Consider the following 20,970-nt stretch of genomic DNA (forward strand, 5'->3'; position numbering starts at 1 on the left):
CGTTGAACTCGCGGACGCAGTCCGAGCGTTGGCTGCCCACACCACGGTGGATTCGTACGGGCGACGCGAAAGCAGTGTGGATCCGGCTTCCGCATGCCCTGTGCGCGGTCAGTGCTGGGCCGGGACGCCGAGGTCGTCGAGGAGGCCGCGGACACGGCGCTCGATGTCGTCGCGGATGGGCCGGACGTCGTCGACGGTCCTGCCCGCGGGGTCGTCCAGGGTCCAGTCGAGGTAGCGCTTGCCGGGGAACACCGGGCAGGCGTCGCCGCAGCCCATGCTGACGACGACGTCGGCGGCGCGGACGATCTCGTCGGTCCAGGGCTTGGTGAACTCGCGGGAGATGTCGATGCCGCGTTCGCTCATGGCGGCGATGGCTGCCGGGTTGACCTCGAAGCCGGGTTCGGAGCCGCCGGACCAGGCGACGGCGTTGTCGCCGGCGAGGTGCTGGAAGAAGCCCATGGCCATCTGGCTGCGGCCGGCGTTGTGGACGCAGAGGAAGAGGACGACGGGCTTGCCGTCGGTGTGGTGGCCTTCGATCTTGGCCAGGGCGCGCAGGCGCTGGCGGGCGAAGCGTTCGGCGATGAGGGGGAGGTAGTTGGGGATGGTGCTGCGGCCGGCGAACTGGTCGTAGCTGGTGTGCAGGAACCGTTCGATGGTCTCCTGGCCGAAGATCCCGTCGAACTCCCGGCTCAGGTGGGTGGCTGCGGTGCGCAGGGCGAGTTGCTGGTCGATGCTCAGGTTGCGGTGCGGGGTGGGCGCGGTCTCAGTCATCGCTGCCTCCTGGAGGGCGGACGGCGGGGGCCAGCCGGTCGATCCGGTCGGCGAGATCACTCAGGGCGTCGGCGAAGGCGTCGTCGGTGCCGGTGCGGGTGGGGTCGGGTACCGACCAGTGCAGGCGGTCGGGGACCCGGGGGCCGAGCTGCTCGTGAGCGTTGTCGCAGACGGCGACCACGAGGTCGTCCGGGCGCAGCGTCTCGTCGATGTGGGAGGTACGGGCGTGGGCCAGGGAGAGGCCGTGTCTGCGTGCGGTCGCCACGGCTCGGGGGTGGACGCGCTGAGCTGGTTCGGTTCCGGCCGAGGCGGCGGGGACGGTGCTGTGGCGCTTCCAGAGGGCCGCGGCGAGGTGGGAGCGGGCGGAGTTGTGGGTGCAGACGAACACCACACGGGGCGCCGTCCGCAGGGGTGCGGGCATGGTGTCGGCCAGGGTTTCCACGCGCAGGCGCAGGTAGGTGCGCCGACGGTCGCCTTCGGAGCGGGACCGCTCGATCAGGCCGACCTGTTCGAGCAGCTTGAGGTGGTGGGCCAGGAGGTTGCTGGGCAGGCCCAGCTCCTGGCCGAGTTCGCCGGGCGAGGCATCGCCCAGCAGCAGCCGGTCGATGATCGCCAGACGCGCGGGTTCCCCCAGTGCCGCGTGCCGTTGTGCTCGCGCCACCACCGATTCAGACCACTCAACGTTCATTGACTCAATTTTCGTTGAGCTAATGCCAGGTGTCAATGCATCCCGCAGAGGTCAGGAGGCCGGTGTGCGAGAAAGGTGTCAGAAGACGCCCAGCATCCGGCGCTGCACGTCGAGGTGGTGCTCGCTCATCCACGCCTGCGCCGCGACCTGGACCGCGTCCCACGGAGAGCCCAGCGGTGGGGTGTAGGAGAGGTCGAGTTCGCTGAGGCTGTCGACCGGCATGCCGTGGAACAGCGCGGTCGCGTACGTGTCCACCCGCTTGGAGATCTCCGCCCCGCGCCGTCCGACGAGCTGGGCGCCCAGCAGAATGCCGCTTGAGGTGTCCCCGGTGACGCGGATCGAGATCGGGGTGGCGCCAGGGTAGTACGCCTTGTGGTCGTCAGGGCGGCTCGCGGTGGTCGCCGGAGTCCAGCCCCGCCCGGCAGCTCCTGCTTCGTGGTCGCGCAGGCCAGTGCGGGCAGCGACGAGGTCGAAGACCTTGACCACCTGGGTGCCGAGACTGCCCGCGAACCAGCGGGTGCCGCCGAGGGCGTTCTCGCCCGCGATCCGGCCCTGCTTGTGGGCGGTCGTCCCCAGCGGCAGCCAGGTCTTGCCGAGGAGACGGTGGTGCGTGACGGCGCAGTCTCCGGCTGCGTACACGTCGGGCAGCGAGGTGCGCATGTACTCGTCGACGTCGATCGCGCCCTTCACGCCGAGCAGGGCTCCGGCGGCAGAGGCGAGGGCGGTGTCGGGGCGTACGCCGACGACGACCAGGACGAGGTCGGCGCCGCGGGTGAACGTTCTGCCGTCGGGTCCGGTGGCCCGTACCTGAAGGATGTCGCCGGCGGGGTCGCGGGTGATCGCGGAGACCTGGGTGCCGGTGATGACCTCGACCCCGTTGGCGGTGAGTTCGTCATGGACGACGGCGCCGAGCTCGGGGTCGGCGGTGGGCAGGACCTCGGGAAGGGCCTCGATCTGGGTGACCTGGAGGCCGCGGGTGGTGAGGGCCTCGGCCATCTCCAGGCCGATGTAGCCGGCGCCGATGACGACGGCCGACTTCGGGCTGCGTGCGGCAAGGGACTGCATGATCCCGAAGGTGTCGCCCATGCTGTGCACGAGGTGGACGCCGTCCTGCGGGCCGAGCGCGTCCGGTCCGCTCAGCCCCTCGATGGGCGGGCGGACGCTGACCGCGCCGGTGCCCACGATCAGCGCGTCGTACGGCAGTTCCTCGGCACGGCCCTCGGTATCACGCACGACCAGCCGCTTGCCGGTCACGTCGATGCCGGTGGCGAGGGTGTCAGTGCGCACCTGCATCCCGGTGGCCTTCAGGTCGGCCAGCGTGCGGTGGGCCAGATCGCTCCAGTGGCCGACCTCGCCGGATACGTAGTACGGGATGCCGCAGATGGAGAAATTCGGGTAGGCGTCGGCCACCACCACGGTGACCTCGCTGTCGGGATCCAGCTCGCGGGCGCGCAGGGCCGCGCTGATTCCGGCGTCGCTGCCGCCGATGGCGACGATGCGTTTGCTGGCCACCGGATACCTCCGTGGAGATCGGAGAAGGGGAGGTGGTGGGGGCGCTGTTCGCGCCCCCACCGGCGTCGCGTGTCAGGCGAGGTGTTCGGCGAGATCGCGTTCGAGGGCGGCCTTCGGCTTGGCGCCCACGATGGTCTGCACGACCTCGCCGCCCTTGTAGAGGTGCAGCGTCGGGATGGACATCACGCCGTACTGCGCGGCGATGGCCGGGTTCTCGTCGATGTTGAGCTTGACGATCTCGATCTTGTCGCCGTGCTCCGCGGCGATCGCCTCCAGCGACGGGGCGAGCTGGCGGCACGGGCCACACCAGGCGGCCCAGAAGTCGACCAGGACGGGCTTGTCACTGGTGAGCACGTCCTGAGCGAAGGAGTCGTCGGTGACGTTCTTGAGAGCCATGGTCTTCCTCCCGGGCGTCAGACGGCCGCTACGGCCGGTTCGCCTGCGGCGTCGGCGTCGCTCAGGGCGGCCAGGTACCGCTCGGCGTCCAGGGCTGCGGCGCAGCCGGAGCCGGCCGCGGTGATCGCCTGCCGGTAGGTGTGGTCGACCACGTCACCGGCGCCGAAGACGCCGGCGATGTTCGTACAGGTGGAGGGGGAGGCGACCTTGAGGTAGCCCTCGTCGTCCAGGTCGAGCTGGCCGGTGACCAGGTCGGTGCGCGGGTCGTGGCCGATCGCGACGAACAGGCCCGTAGCGGGGAGTTCGGAGGTCTCGCCGGTGACGGTGTCGCGCAGGATGAGCCCGCCGAGCTTGCCGTCGTCCTCGCGGATCTCGGCGACCTCGCTGTTCCAGGCGAAGGAGATCTTCGGGTCGGCGAACGCGCGGTCCTGCATGGTCTTGGAGGCCCGCAGGGTGTCGCGGCGGTGGACGACGGTCACGGAGCGGGCGAAGCGGGAGAGGAAGGTGGCCTCCTCCATCGCCGTGTCACCGCCACCGACCACCACGATGTCGTGCTCGCGGAAGAAGAAGCCGTCGCAGGTCGCGCAGTACGACACGCCCCGGCCGGAGAGCGCGTCCTCGCCGGGCAGGTTCAGCTTGCGGTGCTGCGAGCCGGTCGCCACGATCACGGCCCTCGCCCGGTGGACCGTACCCGCGCTGTCGGTGACGGTCTTGACCGCGCCGGTGAGGTCGACCTCGACGATGTCGTCGGGGACCAGCTCGGTGCCGAAGCGTTCGGCCTGGGCCCGCATGTTGTCCATCAGGTCCGGGCCCATGATGCCGTCGCGGAAGCCGGGGAAGTTCTCCACCTCGGTCGTCTGCACCAGCGCGCCGCCGGCCGTGACCGCGCCCTCGAAGACCAGCGGCTTCAGCGAGGCGCGGGCGGTGTAGAGGGCAGCGGTGTATCCGGCGGGACCGGAGCCGACGATGATGACGTTGCGTATGTCCGCCGCCGTGCTCATGCCTGGGGCTCCGGCGCGATCTCCTTGATCAGGCCCTCGACCAGCACCTTGATCTCATCCCGGATCGGGCGTACGGCCTCGACGCCCTGGCCCGCCGGGTCCTCCAGCTGCCAGTCCAGGTACCGCTTGCCCGGGAAGACCGGGCACGTGTCGCCGCAGCCCATGGTGATGCAGACGTCCGACTCCTTCACCGCGTCCACGGTGAGCATCTTCGGGACCTCGGCGGAGATGTCGATGCCGACCTCGGCCATGGCCTCGACAGCGGCCGGGTTGACGCCCGCGCCCGGGTTGGAGCCGGCGGAACGGACCTCGACACGGTCCCCGGCCAGGTGGGTCAGCCACGCGGCGGCCATCTGGGAACGGCCGGCGTTGTGGACACAGACGAACAGCACGGAGGGCTTGTCGGACATCAGAGGTCTCTCTTGTCTCACGACCGGATCAGGTGCAAATGATGTCAGCACCCGGTGGTGTCAGCCACCACTGATGTGACAGTATCAGCCCATGATGACGTCAGTCGACACTGATCTGATCCGGGTTCTGGCCGACCCGCTCAGGCTCCAAATCGTGACCCTGCTCGCCAAAGAGACCCTGTGCACCACCCACCTCGTGGAGGAGACCGGTGCCAAACAGACCAACCTCTCCAACCACATGAAGGTGCTGCGCGAGGCCGGGGTCGTCGAGACGGAACCGTGCGGCCGGTACATCTACTACCGGCTCAAGCCCGACGTCATCGCCCAGCTCGCCAGTCAGTTCGCCGACCTGGCCGAGTCCGCTCGCACCGCCGCCGAGAACAAGAGGGCCTGCCCATGACCGCCGCCGAAGCCACCCCGACCACGGAGTCCGCGCCAGCCGGCCCAGCGCCTGAGTCCGTGGCTCCCGCGCCGGGTGCCACTCCGCCGCGCACCCCGCTGGTCGCCCGGGCCGCCGCCGAACTCATAGGCACCGCCCTGCTCGTGGCGGTCGTGGTCGGCTCCGGCATCCAGGCCACCGAACTCACCAAGGACGTCGGCCTCCAGCTGCTGGCCAACTCCACGGCCACCGTCTTCGGCCTCGGCATCCTCATCCTCCTGCTTGGACCGGTCTCCGGCGCCCACTTCAACCCCGCCGTCACGTTGGCCGAGTGGTGGACCGCCCGCCGCGGCGGCGCCGGCGTCACCGCCCGCGAGCTCGCCGTCTACGTGCCCTCACAGATCGCCGGTGCGATCTCAGGTGCGATCCTGGCGGACGCGATGTTCGGCGAGCCGCTGGTGAAGTGGTCCACCCACGACCGCTCGGCCGGGAACCTCCTCCTCGGCGAGGTCGTCGCCACCGCGGGCCTGATCCTGCTGATCTTCGGCCTCGCCCGTACAGACAGGCTCCGCTTCGCCCCGGTCGCGGTCGCCTCCTACATCGGCGCCGCCTACTGGTTCACCTCGTCCACGTCCTTCGCCAACCCGGCCGTGACGATTGGCCGCGCCTTCACCGACACCTTTGCGGGCATCGCCCCCGGCTCGGTGCCGGGCTTCATCGCTATGCAGCTGATCGGCGCGGTGGTGGGCCTGGCATTGGTGGCGGTCATCTTCATGCGCGGCAAGACCGGCGCCGGGACGCCTTCGGCATGACGCAGCGCACGGACGTGGTGGTGATCGGCGGCGGCCAGTCCGGGCTCGCCGCCGGCTACCACCTGCGCCGTCTGGGCGTCGAGCACGTCATCCTCGACGCCCAGACGGCGCCCGGCGGAGCCTGGCAGCACACCTGGGGCTCCCTCCGCCTCTTCTCGCCTGCGGAGTTCTCGTCCCTGCCCGGGCGACTGATGCCGGTCCAGCCCGGCGAGAAGTATCCCGATGCGCAGCACGTGGTCGACTACCTCGCCGACTACGAGAAGCGGTACGAGCTGCCCGTGCAGCGCGGGGTGTGGGTCTCCGAGGTCCACCGCGACGGCGCCTTCCTACGGATCGCCACGGACAGCGGCAACTGGCAGGCCCGCGCGGTCGTCAGCGCCACCGGCACCTGGACCCGCCCCTTCCTCCCCGCCATCCCCGGCCGCCGCGAGTACACCGGCCGCCAGCTCCACACCGTCCAGTACCAGAGCCCCGCCGAGTTCGCCGGACAGCGGGTCATCGTCGTGGGCGGTGGCAACTCCGGCGCCCAGATCGCCGCCGACCTCGCCCACGCAGGAATCGACCTGACATGGGTCGCCCAGCGCCCGCCCCGCTACCTCGCCGACGACATCGACGGCCGCGCCCTCTTCGACCACGCCACCGCCCGCCGCCGCGCCCTGGACGAAGGCCGCACCGACACCGGCGGCGTCGCCTCCCTCGGCGACATCGTGGCCATCCCGCCCGTACGCGCCGCCCGCGACGCCGGACTTCTCAGTGCCCGCCCGATGTTCGCCCGCCTCACGCCGGCCGGGGTCGAGTGGGCCGACGGCACCCGGGCCGAGGCGGACACGGTCATCTGGTGCACCGGCTTCCGTCCCGCCCTCGCCCCCTTCGCCGGCCTGCGCCTGCGCGGCACCCGCGGCCACATCGCGACCGTCGGCACCCGCGCCGCGGACGAGCCCCGCCTGCACCTGCTCGGCTACGGCGACTGGACCGGACCGGCCTCCGCCACCCTCATCGGCGTCGGCCGCCCCGCCCGGGAGGCGGCCAGGGAGATTGCCGGGCTACTGCGGGCTTGACCTTCGAGTCGGGTTGAAGGTTTACGTTCGAGGTATGAGCACACTGCGCATCTCGCAGCTGGCCGAACGCTCCGGCGTACCGGCCTCCACGCTGCGGTTCTACGAGACGGCCGGGCTGCTGCCCGCCGAGCGGACGTCGTCCGGGTACCGCCAGTACGGGCCGGACGCGGTGGAGCGGCTGGCGTTCATCTCCTCCGCGAAGCTGCTGGGGCTGGCGCTGGAGGACATCCGCGACCTGCTCGACGTACGAGACGCGGGGGTGTGCGCTGCGGTGCGGGCGCGGATGGTGCCGCTGGTTGCCGACCGGATCGCGGACGCGGACCGCCGCTCGGCCGAGCTGGCGGCGTTCTCCGCCCGCCTCGCCGAGGTTCACCGGCAGTTGTCCGGGCCGGCGCCGTCCGGTGGGTGCGACCCGGACTGCGGCTGCACCACCACCGCCGACGAGGAGCCCCCGGCGCCGGGGCCGGTGATGGTCGAACTCTCCGCCCGTCCCCAGGGCGCGGCCGATGGACCATGGCGCGAGGCGCCGGTGGCCTGCACGCTCGGCGGCGCCGAGCTCGGCGAGCGCACCGCCCAGTGGCAGGCGCTGGTCGCTCAGGCCACCAGCCGCGAAGAGATCACCGACGGAATCCGCCTGACCTATCCCAGCACCCCGGAGCTGGCCGCGGAACTCGCGGCCCTCTCGGCGGCCGAGCAGGACTGCTGCGCGTTCTTCGACTTCACCCTGGGCCTGGCCCCCGGCCGCCTGACGCTGACGGTGCGCGCGCCCGAAGCCGCGCGTTCCCTGCTCGCCGACCTGTTCGGAGCCACCGTATGAACCCCGAGACGAAGTCCTCCGGCAAGTCCCTCCTCGGCGTGGGCGCGCTCGGCGTACTGGCCTGCGCGGCCTGCTGCATCGGCCCGATCCTGGCCTTCCTCGGCGGGCTCGGAGTGCTCTCCGCCGTCGGCGCCCTGTGGGTTCCCGCGCTGGCCGCCGTCACCGTTCTCGCCCTTGGCGCCACGGCATGGGTGCTGCACCGGCGCCGCAAGGCTGCCGCGTGCATGACCGCGCCGGGGCCCGTCGACCTGGGCCTGCCCACCCCGCCGCCCGCAGACGGACACGGACACGCCCGCTTGCCACAATGAGCCGGGCCCCGGGCAGGGCCGCCACACGATCAGCACGCATGCACAGCAAGGGGTCATCAGGGTGTCGCAGGAATCGCAGGGTCTGGTCGCGCGCATGGAGCACCACCAGATCCCGATCTACCTCGGCGCCATGGCCCTGGGCGCATTCCTCGGCTGGGCGGCGCCCTCAGCGGGGCCGGGCCTCGAGCACGCCATCAATCCCGTCCTGGGGGCGCTGCTGTTCGTGACCTTCCTCCAGGTCCCGGCCGGTGACCTGCTCCGGTCCCTGCGCGACGGCCGGTTCCTGTCCGCGGCCCTGGTCGTGAACTTCGTCGTCGTCCCCCTGGTCGTCGCTGCGATGTTCGCCTTCCTCCCCGTAGACCAGGCCCTTCGCATCGGTGTCCTGCTGGTGCTGCTGTGCCCGTGCGTGGACTACGTCATCGTCTTCTCCGGCCTGGCCGACGGCGACAGCCGCCGGCTCCTGGCCGCGACCCCGCTCCTGCTGGTCGCCCAGATGCTGCTCCTGCCGGGACTGCTGTACCTGTTCATGGGGCCCGGCCTGGCCGACATCGTCGAGGCCGGCCCGTTCCTGGAAGCCTTCCTCTTCCTCATCGTGATCCCCCTCGCGCTGGCCTGGGCCCTCCAGGCGTGGGCGGCCCGCACAACGGCCGGACAGAAGGTGTCGGATGCGGCCACGACGACGATGGTGCCGCTGATGGCCGCCACCCTCATCACCGTGGTCGCCTCCCAGGTCCCCAAGCTCGGCGGAAGTCTCGGCGACGTCGCGGCCGTCATCCCCTTCTACGCCGCGTTCCTCGTGGTCATGGCCTTCGCCGGACGCATCGTCGCCCGACTCTTCCGCCTCAAGGCGCCCGCAGCCCGCGCGATCGTGTTCACCGGAGCGACCCGCAACTCCCTGGTCGTGCTGCCCCTGGCCCTCGCCCTGCCCGACCAGCTCGCGGTCGCCGCGGTTGTCGTGGTCACCCAGACCCTGGTCGAGGTCATCGGCATGGTCGCCTACGTGCGCCTGGTCCCGCGCCTGGTGCCGGAGCCGGTCACGGTCGCGTGAGGATGGTGCAGATCTCGCCTTCAGAGCAGGTATCGGGGTCGGTGGCGGCGGCCCGCCGGGCGAGCTCGCGCAGCGCGCTGCGGGTCTGGCGGAGTTCAGCCATGCGCTGCTCGATGTCCGCCAGCCGCTGATCGATGAGGCTCGTGACCTGTCCGCACGGGGCCTGCCCGCTGTCGCGGATCTCCAGGACCGAGCGGATCTCGGCGAGCGTCAGGCCCGCGCCCTGGGCGTCGCGGATGAACGCCAGTCGGCTCACCGCCTCCGGCGCGTAGTCGCGGTACCCGCCGGTCGTACGGGGCGGGGCGGGTAGCAGCCGGGCCTGCTCGTAGAAGCGGATGGTCTTGGCCGTCACCTGGCCTGCCGCCGCGAGGTCACCGATGCGCATGGCTCCACGCTACGCCCTTGACCTTCCAGTGCACTGGAACGTCTACGGTCGGTGCACAAGCTCACCGACCTGGAAGGACAGCCGGATGCGGATCACGATCCTCACGGTGCCCGAGTGCCCGAACGTGCCGGTCGTACGGGAGCGGATCACTCAGGCACTCGACGGCCGTGCTGCCGTGATCGACCTGGTCGAGGTGTCCGAAGAGGGCGAGGCGGCCCGGTGGGGCATGACCGGTTCGCCCACCGTGCTCCTCGACGGCATCGACCCGTTCCGCATCCTTGATGCTCCGCCGTCGGTGTCGTGCCGCCTCTACCGTGACACGGATGGCCGCACCGACGGTGCGCCGAGCGTCCAGGCTCTCCGGGAAGCCAGCATGCCGCAGGCGGCCGAGGGGCAGGACTGCTGCGAGGCGACGGATCTTCTGGATCCGACCGGCCGGGCCGGGCGGGGCAGGCGTGCGCCCGCGGAGCGCGGCCTGCGGCTGGTCCAGCAGGCGGTCCTGCGGCACTTCGCCACCACGGGCCGCGTGCCGGAGGCCGCCCTGCTCGAAGCGGTGGCGGCCCAAGCCGGGCGGAGCGCCGGCGAGGTCCTGGCGGAGCTGGACCACGAGGACTTCCTGACCCTCGACGCATCGGGCCGGATCAAGGCCGCCTACCCGTTCTCGGCAGCAGAGACCCGGCACCAGGTGCGGCTGGCCAACGGGGTGAGCGTGTCGTCGATGTGCGCGATCGACGCCCTGGGCATCTCCGCGATGCTCGGCCAGGACCTCACCGTCTCCTCCACCGACCCCGTCGACGCACAGCCGGTGACGGTCTCCTTCACAGGCGGCGCGGCGACGTGGGAGCCCGCCGAGGCGGTCGTATTCGTCGGGCGCCGCGAGGGCGAAGGCCCGGCCGCCGCGGTGTGCTGCGACGCCCTCAACTTCTTCGCCAGCCAGGGCTCGGCCGAGCAATGGCAGTCGACGCACCCCGAGGTGCGCGGTGAGATCGTCAGCCAGGCCCGCGCCACCCGGATCGGGCAGCAGACGTTCGGCCCGCTCCTCCAGAACGGCTGACCGCACAACCGTGGCAGCCGCCGCCGTTACGCCCGGCCTGGAGCGGGCATCATTGCCACCCGGCCGACTCGTCGAGGACAGGCCCAGAGCTGGCAGGCCATGATGAACGCGAGCGCGATGGACCGGCAGGCCGTGTACGAGGACTACGAACGAACCCGTCGCACCTTCCACCAACTGCTGGACTCCGCCTCCACGGCGGACCTCGCCCGGCCCACCCGCGGCACCAAGTGGACCAACGGGCAGCTGCTGTGGCACATGCTCTTCGGCTACATCGTCGTCCGGGCCCTGCTGGTCCTGGTCCGTGTCTTCGGGCGGCTCCCACGCGGCGTCGGCAAGGCGTTCGCCCGGCTGCTGAACGCGGGAACCGTGCCGTTCGACTGGGTCAACTACGCAGGTCCACTTGGGGCCGTGAAGGTCTTCGGCCCGCGCCGGATGGCCGTCGCCTTCGATCGGGTCCTCGACTCCCTCCAGCGCCGGCTGGCCGCCGAGTCCGACGCCGACCTGGCCCGCGGGATGCACTACCCCGTCCGGTGGGACCCCTTCTTCAAGGACTTCATGACGCTCGCGGACATCTACCGCTACCCGACGCAGCACTTCGACTTCCACCACCGCCAGCTCACCCTGGACAGCGACGACGGGCGTGGCGGGAAGCCTGAGGTCAGCTGATCTTCGGGCTGCGGCGCTCCAGCAGGACCACGTCGCGCCACACGCCGTGGTGGCGGCCGATGCGCTCGCGGGTACCGATGACACGGAACCCGGCACGCGCGTGGACGGCGAGGCTCGCCTTGTTCTCGGGGAAGATCCCGGACTGGATCGTCCAGATCCCCGCGGCCTCGGTCGACTCCACCAGGGCCTCAAGCAGCCGACCGGCGACGCCGCGGCCGCGGGCGACGGGGTGGACGTAGACGGAGTGCTCGACGACGCCCGCGTACGCGCACCGGTCGGAGACCTTGGCGGCCGCGATCCAGCCCAGCAGCTTCCCGTCGGCGCCGGCCGCGGCGAAGCGGTGGGCAGGCAGCTTGGCGGCGTCGAACTCCGCCCAGGTCGGGGCGGTGGTCTCGAAGGTGGCGTTGCCCTCGTCGATCCCGGCCTGGTAGATCGCCAGGACCTCATCCGCATACGCGCCGGTCAGCGCGGTGACGGCCAGGGTCATGCGCCGGCCGCGCGGGTGAGGAGCTGGCCCATGGCGGCGAGCACGGACGGCTCGACGCGGTAGTACACCCAGGTGCCGCGCCGCTCGGAGGACAGCAGGCCAGCCTCGCGGAGCTTCTTCAGGTGGTGGGAGACGGTGGGCTGGGAGACGCCGACGTCGGAGATGTCGCACACGCACGCCTCCCCGCCCTCATGGGACGCGACCAGGGAGAACAGGCGCAGCCGCACCGGGTCGCCGAGCGCCTTGAACATAACCGCGGTCCGCTCGGCCTCCTCAGCCGTCAGCGGCCGCTCCGACAGCGGCGGGCAGCACGGCACCACGGTCTCCGGCTCCAGCAGCGGCAACACCTTCGTAGTCATGCCCCCATCATCCCGGCAACTTCGATGAATGTCTATGTTGACGAACGTCGATATGTGGTGTCACGCTGGACCCAGGACATCGACACTTGTCGAATCAATGGGGGAGCCCCGTCGTGAACGCATCCACCGCAGACCTGCCCATCGTCGTGATCGGCGCCGGCCCCATCGGCCTGGCAGCAGCCGCCCGCCTCATCGAGCGGGACATCCAGCCCCTGGTCCTGGAAGCCGGACCCGCCGCGGCGACGGCGGTGCGCGCCTGGTCGCACGTGCGGCTGTTCTCCCCCTGGTCCGAGGTCGTCGATCCCGCCGCCGAGAAGCTCCTGGCCCCCACCGGCTGGGTCCGCCCCGACGGCGCCACCTACCCGTCCGGCGGGGACTGGGCCGGCCTCTATCTCCAGCCGCTGGCTGACGTCCTGGGCGACAAGGTGCGCTACAACGCCACTGTCACGGGCGTCTCCCGCAGCGGCCGCGACCGCATCGTCGACGCCGACCGCGAGGACCAGCCCTTCGTCATCCACTACACCGGCCCCCACGGAGCGGAGGAGCGGATCCACGCCCGCACCGTGATCGACGCCTCGGGCACCTGGTCCACCCCCAGCCCGGCCGGCGGCAGCGGCCTGCCCGCCCTCGGCGAGAAGGCCGCAGCAGCCGACCGGATCTCCTACCGGATCCCGGACCTGGCCGACCCGGCCCTCCGCGCCCGGTACGCGGGCAAGCGCACCGCCGTCATCGGCTCCGGCGCCTCCGCCTTCACCGCGCTGGCCTACCTCGCCGACCTGGCGAAGGCCGACGACGGCACCGGCACACACGCCACGTGGATCCTGCGCCGGGGGATCTCCGGCTCCACCTTCGGCGGCGGCGAAGCCGACCAGCTCCCCGCCCGCGGCGCCCTCGGCCTCGCCGCGAAGGCCGCCGTCGACGACGGCTACGCCGACGCGGTCACGGGCTTCCGCACCGACGCCGTCGAACGCGACACCGACGGCCGCCTGGTCCTCGTCGGCGAGGACGGCTGCCGCCTCGATGCGGTCGACGAGGTCATCGTCCTCACCGGCCTGCGACCCGACCTCACCTTCCTCGACGAGCTCCGCCTCGGCCTGGACGAGCGCCTCCAGGCCCCGACCGCGCTCGCACCGCTGATCGACCCCAACCAGCACTCCTGCGGCACCGTCTACCCGCACGGCGCGGGCGAGCTCTCCCACCCGGAGAAGGACGTCTATCTGGTCGGCATGAAGTCTTACGGCCGCGCCCCCACATTCCTCGCGATGACCGGCTACGAGCAGGTCCGCTCCATCACCGCCGCCCTCGCAGGCGACCGCGAGGCCGCCGAGCGCGTCGAACTGACTCTGCCGGAGACGGGCGTGTGCGGGGGCGCGGGCCTGTTCGACGACCCCGAGGCCACCCAGAGCACCGAAGGCGGCGGATGCTGCGCCGCCCCGGCCACTCTGCAGATCGGCATCGGCGCCCCTGCAACCGCGTCCGGCAGCTGCTGAACTCCCCACCCCACCAAGGAGGTTCGCCATGTCCCGCGTACAGCTCGCCCTGCGCGTCCCCGATCTCGATGCGTCCGTCGCTTTCTACAGCAAGCTGTTCGGCACCGAGCCCGCCAAACTCCGCGACGGCTACGCCAACTTCGCCATCACCGAGCCCCCGCTCAAGCTCGTCCTCATCGAAGGCAGCGCAGGCGAGGCAACGCGCATGGACCACCTCGGCGTTGAGGTCGAGAGGACCGAAGAGGTCTACGCCGCCACCGCACGCCTGGGCGAGGCCGGCCTGGCCACCGACGTGGAGAACGACACCACCTGCTGCTACGCCCTCCAGGACAAGGTCTGGGTTCACGGCCCCGGCCAGGAACCCTGGGAGGTGTACGCCGTCAAGGCCGACGCCGACTCCCTCGCCAAGCAGCAGGGCAGCACCTGCTGCACAGGCGCGGCCGAGTCCGACACCGACGCGAAGGAACCGGTCGCTGCGGGCGGCTGCTGCTGACCCGCCGATGACCGACCTCCACACCAGCGGGGCCGTGACCGGGACGGGGGACCGGTCACGGCCCCGGCGCACAGGGCGCTGCCAGCGCCCTGTGCGCCACCCAGATCGCCCGCTGGGGAATCGCCTGCTTGCGGACGCCCGAACAGCAGCGCAGCCAACTCGCAGTCAGCCCGCCGAGCTGAACACAAAGACTTGACAGGGAGACCTGCGCCTGCGGGCATTGCCAGAAACTCGGTGGCACCCCCGTGATGTGGTGGGTGGGCTTCGAGACGGTCACCTGGACCGGCGAGAGCGAGCCGACCTGGTACGAGACCTTCGAAGGCGAGGCGAAGCGCGGCTTCTGCCCGACCTGTGGCAGCCGCGTCGCGGCGATCGACAGCGACATCCCGGAGATCGGCATCAACGTCACCGCCCTTGACAACACCAGAGCGGCACTGGCCTTGTGCCCATTCACGCGTCCTTCCGCGGCAACGCCGTGCACTGGCTGCCCCCGGTGCCGGAGACCGGGCACAGCGCAACCGGTTGACCGCCCGTCCGCTGGTCGGCGACTTCACCCGCACCCTCGATGGTCCCGGCCGACGCCGGGCAGCCGACGACGCCGTACGCGCTGCAGGACGACGGAGTGGTGCTCATGCGCGCCTTCTGGACGGAGCCTCCCAGGCGCGGCAGCTCGTAATGAGCTCCTTCCGCAAGGACCTGGCGCTGGCGCGGCGCTGATGCTGCTCGCCCTCATCTCGCACACGGGCACCGAACAGGCGAACAACGCTGCGCTCCGGCACGCCAACGGCAGCACCGGTCGCCTAAACAACTCACCCCCGGGCAAGGGTGAGTTCAGCAGGCTGACGGCGAGGGGGCCGTGTGTCAACACGGCGACATCCGACTCGGTAGCGAGTTCGGTCAGCAGCAATCGCAGCCCGGGGCGCAACCGCACACGTCCGGTTCGGCTCCGGTGGGCGTGTGACCGAGGGCGGGCGCGCAGCAGCCCTTGCCCTGCCAGGCATCGCGGCCTTCCTTGACCGCGACGGCGGCGATCACGAGGGCGGCGATGGGGTCGGCCCAGGTCCAGCCGAACAGCAGGTTGGCCAGCAGGCCGGCCAGGAGTACGGCAGAGAGATAGGTGCACAGCAGGGTCTGTTTGGAGTCGGCGACGGCGGAGGCGGAGCCGAGTTCGCGGCCGGCCTTGCGCTGGGCGGCGGACAGGAACGGCATGACCGCCAGGGAGAGAGCGGCGAGGACGATGCCGGGCACCGAGTGGCCGGCTTCGCCGGTGCCGGTCAGGGCGCGTACGGAGTCGACGGCGACGTAGAGCGCGAGCGCGAAGAAGGAGAAAGCGATGATCCGCAGCGTTCGCTTTTCCCGGGCCTCCCGGACGGCGTGGTCGCGCGCGGAGAACTGCCAGGCGACGGCCGCGGCGGAGGAGACCTCGATGACGGAGTCGAGTCCGAAGCCGATCAGGGCGGTGGAGGAGGCGAGGGTGCCCGCGGTGAGGGCGACAGCGGCCTCGGCGACGTTGTAGGTGATCGTCGCGGCGACCAGCAGGCGTATGCGGCGGGCGAGTGCGTCGCGGCGGGCCGGGCTGGGGCCGAGGGATATCGCGGTCATTCAGCAGCAGCCCTTCTCGTCGGCGTCCACGCAGGTGCGGTCCGCCGCCACGGCGACCACGGCGGTCCGCAGGTCGTCCAGGGCATGTCCGAGGCGTTCGTCGGCCAGTTCGTAGCGGGTGCGCCGGCCGTCGGGCACGGTGACGACCAGGCCGCAGTCGCGCAGGCAGGCCAGGTGGTTCGACAGCCGGGTGCGGGAGATTCGCAGCTTGTCGGCGAGGTCGGCGGGGTATGCCGGGGCCTCGCGCAGGGCGAGCAGGACGCGGCAGCGGATGGGGTCGGCGAGCGCGCGTCCGAATCGCGCCAGCACCTCAATGTCGGTGGCAATGGTCAGCACACCACCACGATACATAGATTCCTGAATTCAGGTATCCGTGGATCGTCAACTGCCGGCTGGGGCCGCGTTCTCGATGATCCGGCAGACCAGGGCCATATCCCCGCGGTCGGCGGCCTGGTCCGCCTGGGCGCGGGCGTGCTGGAGAGTCGTGCGGAGGGCTTCGAGGTCGGCGATGCGGCGGTCTATGTCGGCGAGGTGCTTGTCGAGGAGGTCGGCGACGAGGCCGCAGGGCTGCTCGCCGCGGCGCTGGAGGTCGAGGATGTCCTTGATCTCCTTGAGGCTGAGGCCGAGGGCCTGGGCCTGGCGGATGAAGCCGAGGACGGGGACGGCGTCGTCGGTGTAGGTGCGGTAGCCGGCGGCGGTGCGCTCGGGCGGGTCGATGAGGCCGTTGGCCTCGTAGAGGCGTACGGCCTTGGGGCTGAGCCCGGTGGCGGCGGCGATGCGGCCGACGGTGAGCATGGCGGGGCTCCGTTCGTGGGGCGTGTCTCCAGTGTCGGCTTGACCTTGCCCTAAGGGCAAGGTTCTACCGTCCGGGCATGAGCATGGATCAAGCGGGTGGCTGTGCGGCGATGGCGGTGGAGCCGCTGAGCGCCGCGTGCGCGGCCGTGGTGGAGCGGGGCGAGCACGCCTGCTTCGGGATCAGCCCGTTCAACAGCTACTTCTCCACGGACCGGATCCGGGATCTGGCGGCGTGGGGGCTGGCCCGCTTCGAGCGGGTGGACTTCTTCGTACCGGACGCGCCCAGTGCCTTCACCTTCGAGGCGCTCGGGTACACGCCGGAGAAGGCCGCGTGGAAGGCGCGCCGGCAGGGGCAGTACACCCGCAACAAGATCGCTACGGCGCTGAGTTCACTCGGCGTCACCCAGCGCGGTGCGCGCGTGCTGGGCTGGGCCGAGCTGGAGGGCAACGCCGCGTTCGGGCGACTCCACGAACACGGGCTGCGGCGGTACGCCGAGGACGCGGAGTTCCGGGATGCGTGCCGGGAGGCTTCCGGCTGGGTGCTGGCCGGGAAGCTGCCCACCGGGCAGCGGCCAGATGCGGAGCAGGTTGAGCGGGCGGTGCGGTACTTCCTGGCCGAGCTGCCGCTGTTCCTCGACACCCCCTCCATCGTCGACGCCGGGATATCGCTCTTCTGCTACCACCAGCCGCCCGACGTGCTGCGCCGCCTCTACTCCGGCGAGCTGGGCTGGCGCCCCGCTGCGGGACAGGGCTTCGCCGTCATCACCCCGGCCGGCCGAGTATGAACAGGGAAGGAACTTCCACGATGTCCACCACGACGGATACCGGCCCCATAGAGCTGGCCATCTCCGGGATGACCTGCGCCTCGTGCGTCGCCCGGGTCGAGCGGAAGCTGGGCAAGCTGCCCGGAGTGAGCGCCACGGTGAACCTGGCGACCGCCACCGCGCACGTCACCCGCGAGGACCCGGCGGTCGAGGTGGCGGAGCTGGTCTCCGCGGTGGAGGCCATCGGCTACGGCGCCGAGCCGGCGGGAATCGGCGCGCCTGAGACAAAGGAGGCCGAGTCTGGCGATGCCGAGCAGGCCCACGTCGCCGGACTGCGGCGCCGCCTGATCGGCTCGGCACTGCTCGGCCTGCCCGTGGTGGCCATATCGATGATCTCCGCGCTGCACTTCGCCGGATGGGAGTGGGTCGTGTTCGCGCTGGCCACGCCGGTAGTTGCCTGGGGGGCGTGGCCGTTCCACCGGGCGGCGGCGGTCAATCTGCGGCACGGCTCGGCGACCATGGACACCCTCGTGTCGCTGGGCGTGCTGGCCGCGTATCTGTGGAGCGCGGGCGCCCTGGCCGTGGGCGGGGAGCACCTGTATCTGGAGGTCGCCGTCGTGCTGACGGCGTTCCTGCTCGCCGGGCGGTTCTTCGAAGCGCGGGCCAAGCGGCGTGCCGGGGAGGCGATCCGGGCGCTGATGCACCTGGGCGCCAAGGACGTCGCCGTTCTGCGCGACGGCACCGAAATACGTATCCCCGTCGAGGAGTTGGCGGTCGGGGATCTGTTCGTGGCACGGCCCGGGGAGAAGATCGCCACGGACGGAGAGGTCATCGAGGGCGCCTCGGCGGTGGACGAGTCGCTGCTGACCGGCGAGAGCGTGCCGGTGGAGGTCGAGCCGGGCTCGGCTGTGACCGGCGCGACCCTCAACAGCCACGGCCGGCTGGTCGTACGGGCGACCCGGATCGGCGCGGACACCAAGCTGGCGCAGATCGCCGCGCTGGTGGAGCGGGCGCAGACCGGCAAGGCGGAGGTGCAGCGGCTGGCGGACCGGATCTCAGCGGTTTTCGTCCCGGTCGTGATCGCGCTGGCGGTCGGCACGTTCGGAGTGTGGCTGCTGACCGGGGCCTCGGCGGCGAGTGCCCTCACGGCCGCGATCGCCGTGGTCATCATCGCCTGCCCGTGTGCGCTCGGGCTGGCCACGCCCACCGCGCTGATGGTCGGCACCGGACGCGGCGCACAGCTCGGACTGCTGATCCGCGGGCCAGAGGTGCTGGAGTCCACCCGGCGGATCGACACCGTCGTCCTGGACAAGACCGGAACCGTCACCGAAGGCCGCATGCGCATGGTCGACGTCGTACCGGCCGACGGCGAGGACCAGGAGGAGGTGCTGCGCCTGGCCGGCGGGCTTGAGCACGCCAGCGAGCACCCCATCGCCGCGGCCATCGCGAACGCCGCGCGCGAGCAGCTCGGCTCACTCCCAGACGTGACCGAATTCGTCAGCACCCAGGGCCGGGGTGTCACCGGGCAGGTCGATGGACGTACGGTCCGCGCGGGGCGCGCTGCCTGGCTGGACGAGCAAGAGCTGGGCCTGCCGGAGGAGTTGGTCCGGGCCCGGAAGGAGGCCGAGGGCGAGGGCCGTACGGTCGTCTTCGTCGCCTGGGAGGGGAAGGCGCGCGGTGCGCTGGTGGTCGCCGACACCGTCAAGGCGACCAGCGCCGAGGCGGTGGCCGACCTGAAGCGGCTCGGTCTGACCCCGGTGCTGCTGACCGGCGACAACACCGCCGCCGCCCGCGCGGTCGCGGCCGAGGTGGGCATCGAGCAGGTGATCGCCGAGGTCCATCCCGAGGACAAGGTCGCCGAGGTCGAACGCCTCCAGCACCAGGGCCGGGTGGTGGCGATGGTCGGTGACGGCGTCAACGACGCGGCCGCCCTCGCGCAGGCCGACCTGGGCCTGGCCATGGGCACCGGCACCGACGCGGCGATCGCCGCCTCCGACCTGACGCTGGTACGGGGCGACCTGCGGGCGGCGGCGGACGCCATCCGGCTGGCCCGGCGCACCCTCCGCACGATCAAGGCCAATCTGTTCTGGGCGTTCGCCTACAACGTGGCCGCGCTGCCGCTGGCCGCGCTCGGCCTGCTCAACCCGATGATCGCCGGTGGGGCGATGGCGTTCTCGTCGGTCTTCGTCGTCTCCAACAGCTTGCGGCTCCGGCGTTTCCAGCCGCTGCGGTGAACGGAAGGTGAGCGAGGGGGTGGCCGCCATGTGGCGGCCACCCCCTCGCGGTGTGCTCGCGCTTCGGACTTCAGCCGAGGACAGTGGCCTGGTAGCCCGCACGCTCGACCGCCGCGATCAGCGTCGAGGGGTCCGTGGAGCCTTCGTCGGTGAGGTGGACGATGCAGCGGCCCTTGCGTACGTCGGTGCTGGAGGAGCGTACGCCCGGCACGTCTTCGAGCTCGTCGTCGATGAGCAGACCGCAGCTGGCGCAGTGCATCCCGTCGACCTTGAGGACGACTTGGGGGCCGGTCTGCTCCGAACGGGCCTTGCCGCGCAGCCATTTCATGCCGCGTCCTCCTTGAAGTCGATCGCGCCGCCCTGCATGCCCATGGCGCAGGAGAACAGCAGCTTGCCGGGCTTGCGGGTGCCCAGGTCGATGCGGATGTCGCCGTCGCGCTTGGCGATCTCCTGCACGCCGAGCTCGGGGATGGTGAAGGCGCGGGCGCAGCCGCCGGAGTCCTTGCCGCGCAGGATCAGGGTCGTGGGCGCCCCGGCCCGGGCGGTGAAGGCGGTGGGTTCGTAGAAGTCGGTGACGGTCAGGACGATGGTCTGCTTCCCGGCGGCGTCGAGGGTGACCGGTCCTTGCAGGGCAGGCGCGTTGGGCTTGGCGGACGTGCCGGGTTGCGGTTCCGCCGCGGCGGCGGGGGTGGTGGTGTCCACGGTCGTGTACCAGCCGCCGGCCTGGAGTCCGGAGACCGCCGTCCAGAGCGCGACGGTGAGCACCACCAGGCCGGTGACGATGCCGAGCCGCCCGGAGAACGCTTGGCCGGCCTGGCGGAAGACGTAGCCGAGAACGGCGAACAGCGGGGCTGTGCCCAGGACGAACCCGGCCATCACCGCGGCCCCGGCCACCGCCGAGCCGGAGGTGATGGCGACCAGTTCGACGGAGAGCGTCACCCCGCAGGGGATGAGGACGGTGGCGAAGCCGAGCAGGGCGGGGGCGAGTTTGGCACCGGACTTGGACTTGCGGCGCACCAGTTGCCCGAAGGCGGCGGGCGGCCGGGGCACCAGCCGGGCCACCGCCTTGACCCCCATCAGGTCCAGGGCGAACAGCAGCATCACGAGTGCGGCGGCGATGAGCAGGACCGCCCGGGTGCGGGGGCTGGGCTGCAGTGCGGCGCCGAAGATGCCGAGCAGGGCGCCGAGGAGGGTGTGGGAGAGGAGTTTTCCGGCGAGGAAGGCGCCGACCGGGGCCAGGGGTTCGGTGGCCTGCTGCCGGGTGGTTGCGCCGCGTGCGGGCCGAGGGGCGGGAGATCCGTGAGGGGTGGTGCGGCGGCCGACGGCGCCGGCGAGTAGACCGCCTTGTACGGCAGCGCAGGAGGCGCCTCCGGCCAGCAGACCGGTGCCGGCACTGGTGAGGAAGAGGGCGAGCGTCGAGGCCATGCGTGAGGTTCTCCGT

General features: G+C 71.5%; 27 protein-coding genes and 1 pseudogene. 13 read left to right on the top strand and 15 right to left on the bottom strand.

Features of this window, described 5'->3' with window-relative positions:
• Positions 1-108: 108 nt before the first annotated feature.
• The 6 genes from JEQ17_RS48345 to JEQ17_RS48370 all read right to left on the bottom strand — a co-directional run bounded on the left by JEQ17_RS48345 (position 109) and on the right by JEQ17_RS48370 (position 4,778).
• On the bottom strand, positions 109-771 hold the full coding sequence (locus JEQ17_RS48345; RefSeq protein ID WP_200402168.1) for an arsenate reductase ArsC: 663 nt from the start codon (positions 769-771) through the stop codon (positions 109-111).
• Positions 764-1,459, bottom strand: coding sequence for an arsenate reductase/protein-tyrosine-phosphatase family protein (locus tag JEQ17_RS48350; RefSeq protein ID WP_200402169.1), 696 nt, complete (start codon positions 1,457-1,459; stop codon positions 764-766). The genes JEQ17_RS48345 and JEQ17_RS48350 overlap by 8 nt, the downstream gene beginning before the upstream one ends.
• 78 nt (positions 1,460-1,537) lie before the next feature.
• Positions 1,538-2,971, bottom strand: coding sequence for an FAD-dependent oxidoreductase (locus JEQ17_RS48355; RefSeq protein ID WP_200402170.1), 1,434 nt, complete (start codon positions 2,969-2,971; stop codon positions 1,538-1,540).
• A gap of 72 nt (positions 2,972-3,043) precedes the next feature.
• Complete coding sequence (gene trxA / locus JEQ17_RS48360; protein ID WP_200402171.1) at positions 3,044-3,367, bottom strand: thioredoxin; 324 nt, start codon at positions 3,365-3,367, stop codon at positions 3,044-3,046.
• 17 nt (positions 3,368-3,384) lie between these two features.
• Positions 3,385-4,368, bottom strand: a complete 984-nt coding sequence (gene trxB / locus JEQ17_RS48365) for a thioredoxin-disulfide reductase (protein WP_200402172.1) — start codon at positions 4,366-4,368, stop codon at positions 3,385-3,387.
• Positions 4,365-4,778 (bottom strand): arsenate reductase ArsC, encoded by a 414-nt coding sequence (locus tag JEQ17_RS48370; protein WP_060905627.1) that lies wholly within the window; start codon positions 4,776-4,778, stop codon positions 4,365-4,367. Before JEQ17_RS48370 ends, trxB begins: the two co-directional genes overlap by 4 nt.
• 91 nt (positions 4,779-4,869) lie before the next feature.
• Here JEQ17_RS48370 and JEQ17_RS48375 point away from each other — a divergent pair, with 91 nt between their 5' ends.
• The 6 genes from JEQ17_RS48375 to JEQ17_RS48400 all read left to right on the top strand — a co-directional run bounded on the left by JEQ17_RS48375 (position 4,870) and on the right by JEQ17_RS48400 (position 9,200).
• The gene (locus tag JEQ17_RS48375) at positions 4,870-5,178 is read left to right on the top strand and encodes an ArsR/SmtB family transcription factor (RefSeq protein ID WP_200402173.1); all 309 of its coding nucleotides are present in this window, start codon (positions 4,870-4,872) and stop codon (positions 5,176-5,178) included.
• Positions 5,175-5,969, top strand: a complete 795-nt coding sequence (locus JEQ17_RS48380) for an aquaporin (protein WP_200402174.1) — start codon at positions 5,175-5,177, stop codon at positions 5,967-5,969. Before JEQ17_RS48375 ends, JEQ17_RS48380 begins: the two co-directional genes overlap by 4 nt.
• A complete protein-coding gene (locus JEQ17_RS48385) occupies positions 5,966-7,027 on the top strand; it encodes an ArsO family NAD(P)H-dependent flavin-containing monooxygenase (protein ID WP_200402175.1) in 1,062 nt (353 codons plus the stop codon). The genes JEQ17_RS48380 and JEQ17_RS48385 overlap by 4 nt, the downstream gene beginning before the upstream one ends.
• Positions 7,028-7,061: 34 nt before the next feature.
• Entirely contained in the window at positions 7,062-7,844 is a 783-nt protein-coding gene (locus JEQ17_RS48390) for a heavy metal-responsive transcriptional regulator (protein WP_200402176.1), read from the top strand.
• A complete protein-coding gene (locus JEQ17_RS48395) occupies positions 7,841-8,152 on the top strand; it encodes a hypothetical protein (protein WP_234048876.1) in 312 nt (103 codons plus the stop codon). Before JEQ17_RS48390 ends, JEQ17_RS48395 begins: the two co-directional genes overlap by 4 nt.
• Positions 8,153-8,213: 61 nt before the next feature.
• Complete coding sequence (locus JEQ17_RS48400; protein ID WP_200402177.1) at positions 8,214-9,200, top strand: bile acid:sodium symporter; 987 nt, start codon at positions 8,214-8,216, stop codon at positions 9,198-9,200.
• Here the strand turns inward: JEQ17_RS48400 and JEQ17_RS48405 are convergent.
• Complete coding sequence (locus tag JEQ17_RS48405) at positions 9,187-9,585, bottom strand: heavy metal-responsive transcriptional regulator (protein ID WP_200402178.1); 399 nt, start codon at positions 9,583-9,585, stop codon at positions 9,187-9,189. The two genes, JEQ17_RS48400 and JEQ17_RS48405, sit on opposite strands and share 14 nt — an antisense overlap.
• Positions 9,586-9,670: 85 nt before the next feature.
• Here JEQ17_RS48405 and JEQ17_RS48410 point away from each other — a divergent pair, with 85 nt between their 5' ends.
• Positions 9,671-10,639: an alkylmercury lyase family protein gene (locus tag JEQ17_RS48410; protein ID WP_200402179.1), complete on the top strand. Its 969-nt coding sequence runs from the start codon at positions 9,671-9,673 to the stop codon at positions 10,637-10,639.
• Between the two features lie 99 nt (positions 10,640-10,738).
• Positions 10,739-11,305: a DinB family protein gene (locus tag JEQ17_RS48415; RefSeq protein WP_234048877.1), complete on the top strand. Its 567-nt coding sequence runs from the start codon at positions 10,739-10,741 to the stop codon at positions 11,303-11,305.
• Here JEQ17_RS48415 and JEQ17_RS48420 read toward each other — a convergent pair.
• Together JEQ17_RS48420 and JEQ17_RS48425 are read right to left on the bottom strand one after the other, a co-directional pair.
• Positions 11,298-11,792, bottom strand: coding sequence for a GNAT family N-acetyltransferase (locus JEQ17_RS48420; RefSeq protein WP_200402180.1), 495 nt, complete (start codon positions 11,790-11,792; stop codon positions 11,298-11,300). The genes JEQ17_RS48415 and JEQ17_RS48420 overlap by 8 nt on opposite strands.
• On the bottom strand, positions 11,789-12,151 hold the full coding sequence (locus JEQ17_RS48425; RefSeq protein ID WP_200402181.1) for an ArsR/SmtB family transcription factor: 363 nt from the start codon (positions 12,149-12,151) through the stop codon (positions 11,789-11,791). Before JEQ17_RS48425 ends, JEQ17_RS48420 begins: the two co-directional genes overlap by 4 nt.
• 113 nt (positions 12,152-12,264) lie before the next feature.
• Between JEQ17_RS48425 and JEQ17_RS48430 the strand changes: the two genes are divergently transcribed.
• From JEQ17_RS48430 to JEQ17_RS50385, 3 genes and pseudogenes are all read left to right on the top strand, one after another.
• On the top strand, positions 12,265-13,641 hold the full coding sequence (locus JEQ17_RS48430; RefSeq protein ID WP_200402182.1) for an NAD(P)-binding domain-containing protein: 1,377 nt from the start codon (positions 12,265-12,267) through the stop codon (positions 13,639-13,641).
• A 28-nt stretch (positions 13,642-13,669) separates the two neighbouring features.
• On the top strand, positions 13,670-14,134 hold the full coding sequence (locus JEQ17_RS48435) for an ArsI/CadI family heavy metal resistance metalloenzyme (protein ID WP_200402183.1): 465 nt from the start codon (positions 13,670-13,672) through the stop codon (positions 14,132-14,134).
• Between the two features lie 248 nt (positions 14,135-14,382).
• Positions 14,383-14,502, top strand: a pseudogene (locus JEQ17_RS50385) (GFA family protein); the annotation flags it as partial.
• 82 nt (positions 14,503-14,584) lie between these two features.
• Here JEQ17_RS50385 and JEQ17_RS48445 read toward each other — a convergent pair.
• The 4 genes from JEQ17_RS48445 to JEQ17_RS48460 form a co-directional block, all read right to left on the bottom strand.
• The gene (locus JEQ17_RS48445) at positions 14,585-14,767 is read right to left on the bottom strand and encodes a hypothetical protein (RefSeq protein WP_200402347.1); all 183 of its coding nucleotides are present in this window, start codon (positions 14,765-14,767) and stop codon (positions 14,585-14,587) included.
• A 264-nt stretch (positions 14,768-15,031) separates the two neighbouring features.
• On the bottom strand, positions 15,032-15,736 hold the full coding sequence (locus JEQ17_RS48450) for a cation transporter (protein ID WP_200402184.1): 705 nt from the start codon (positions 15,734-15,736) through the stop codon (positions 15,032-15,034).
• Positions 15,737-16,072: an ArsR/SmtB family transcription factor gene (locus JEQ17_RS48455; RefSeq protein ID WP_200402185.1), complete on the bottom strand. Its 336-nt coding sequence runs from the start codon at positions 16,070-16,072 to the stop codon at positions 15,737-15,739.
• A gap of 45 nt (positions 16,073-16,117) precedes the next feature.
• Positions 16,118-16,531: a heavy metal-responsive transcriptional regulator gene (locus JEQ17_RS48460; protein WP_200402186.1), complete on the bottom strand. Its 414-nt coding sequence runs from the start codon at positions 16,529-16,531 to the stop codon at positions 16,118-16,120.
• Positions 16,532-16,608: 77 nt separating this feature from the next.
• On the opposite strand from JEQ17_RS48460, the gene JEQ17_RS48465 reads away from it, so the two are divergent.
• Both JEQ17_RS48465 and JEQ17_RS48470 read left to right on the top strand, forming a co-directional pair.
• Complete coding sequence (locus JEQ17_RS48465) at positions 16,609-17,316, top strand: tRNA-dependent cyclodipeptide synthase (protein WP_234048878.1); 708 nt, start codon at positions 16,609-16,611, stop codon at positions 17,314-17,316.
• Positions 17,317-17,336: 20 nt separating this feature from the next.
• A complete protein-coding gene (locus JEQ17_RS48470; RefSeq protein WP_200402187.1) occupies positions 17,337-19,529 on the top strand; it encodes a heavy metal translocating P-type ATPase in 2,193 nt (730 codons plus the stop codon).
• 70 nt (positions 19,530-19,599) lie between these two features.
• Here JEQ17_RS48470 and JEQ17_RS48475 read toward each other — a convergent pair whose 3' ends face one another.
• Both JEQ17_RS48475 and JEQ17_RS48480 read right to left on the bottom strand, forming a co-directional pair.
• Positions 19,600-19,857 carry a cation transporter gene (locus tag JEQ17_RS48475; RefSeq protein ID WP_200402188.1) on the bottom strand — a complete coding sequence of 86 codons (258 nt, stop codon included), beginning with the start codon at positions 19,855-19,857 and terminating at the stop codon, positions 19,600-19,602.
• A complete protein-coding gene (locus tag JEQ17_RS48480) occupies positions 19,854-20,954 on the bottom strand; it encodes an urease accessory protein UreH domain-containing protein (protein WP_200402189.1) in 1,101 nt (366 codons plus the stop codon). Before JEQ17_RS48480 ends, JEQ17_RS48475 begins: the two co-directional genes overlap by 4 nt.
• Positions 20,955-20,970: the final 16 nt, after the last annotated feature.

The organism is Streptomyces liliifuscus (assembly GCF_016598615.1).
GTDB lineage: Bacteria > Actinomycetota > Actinomycetes > Streptomycetales > Streptomycetaceae > Streptomyces > Streptomyces liliifuscus.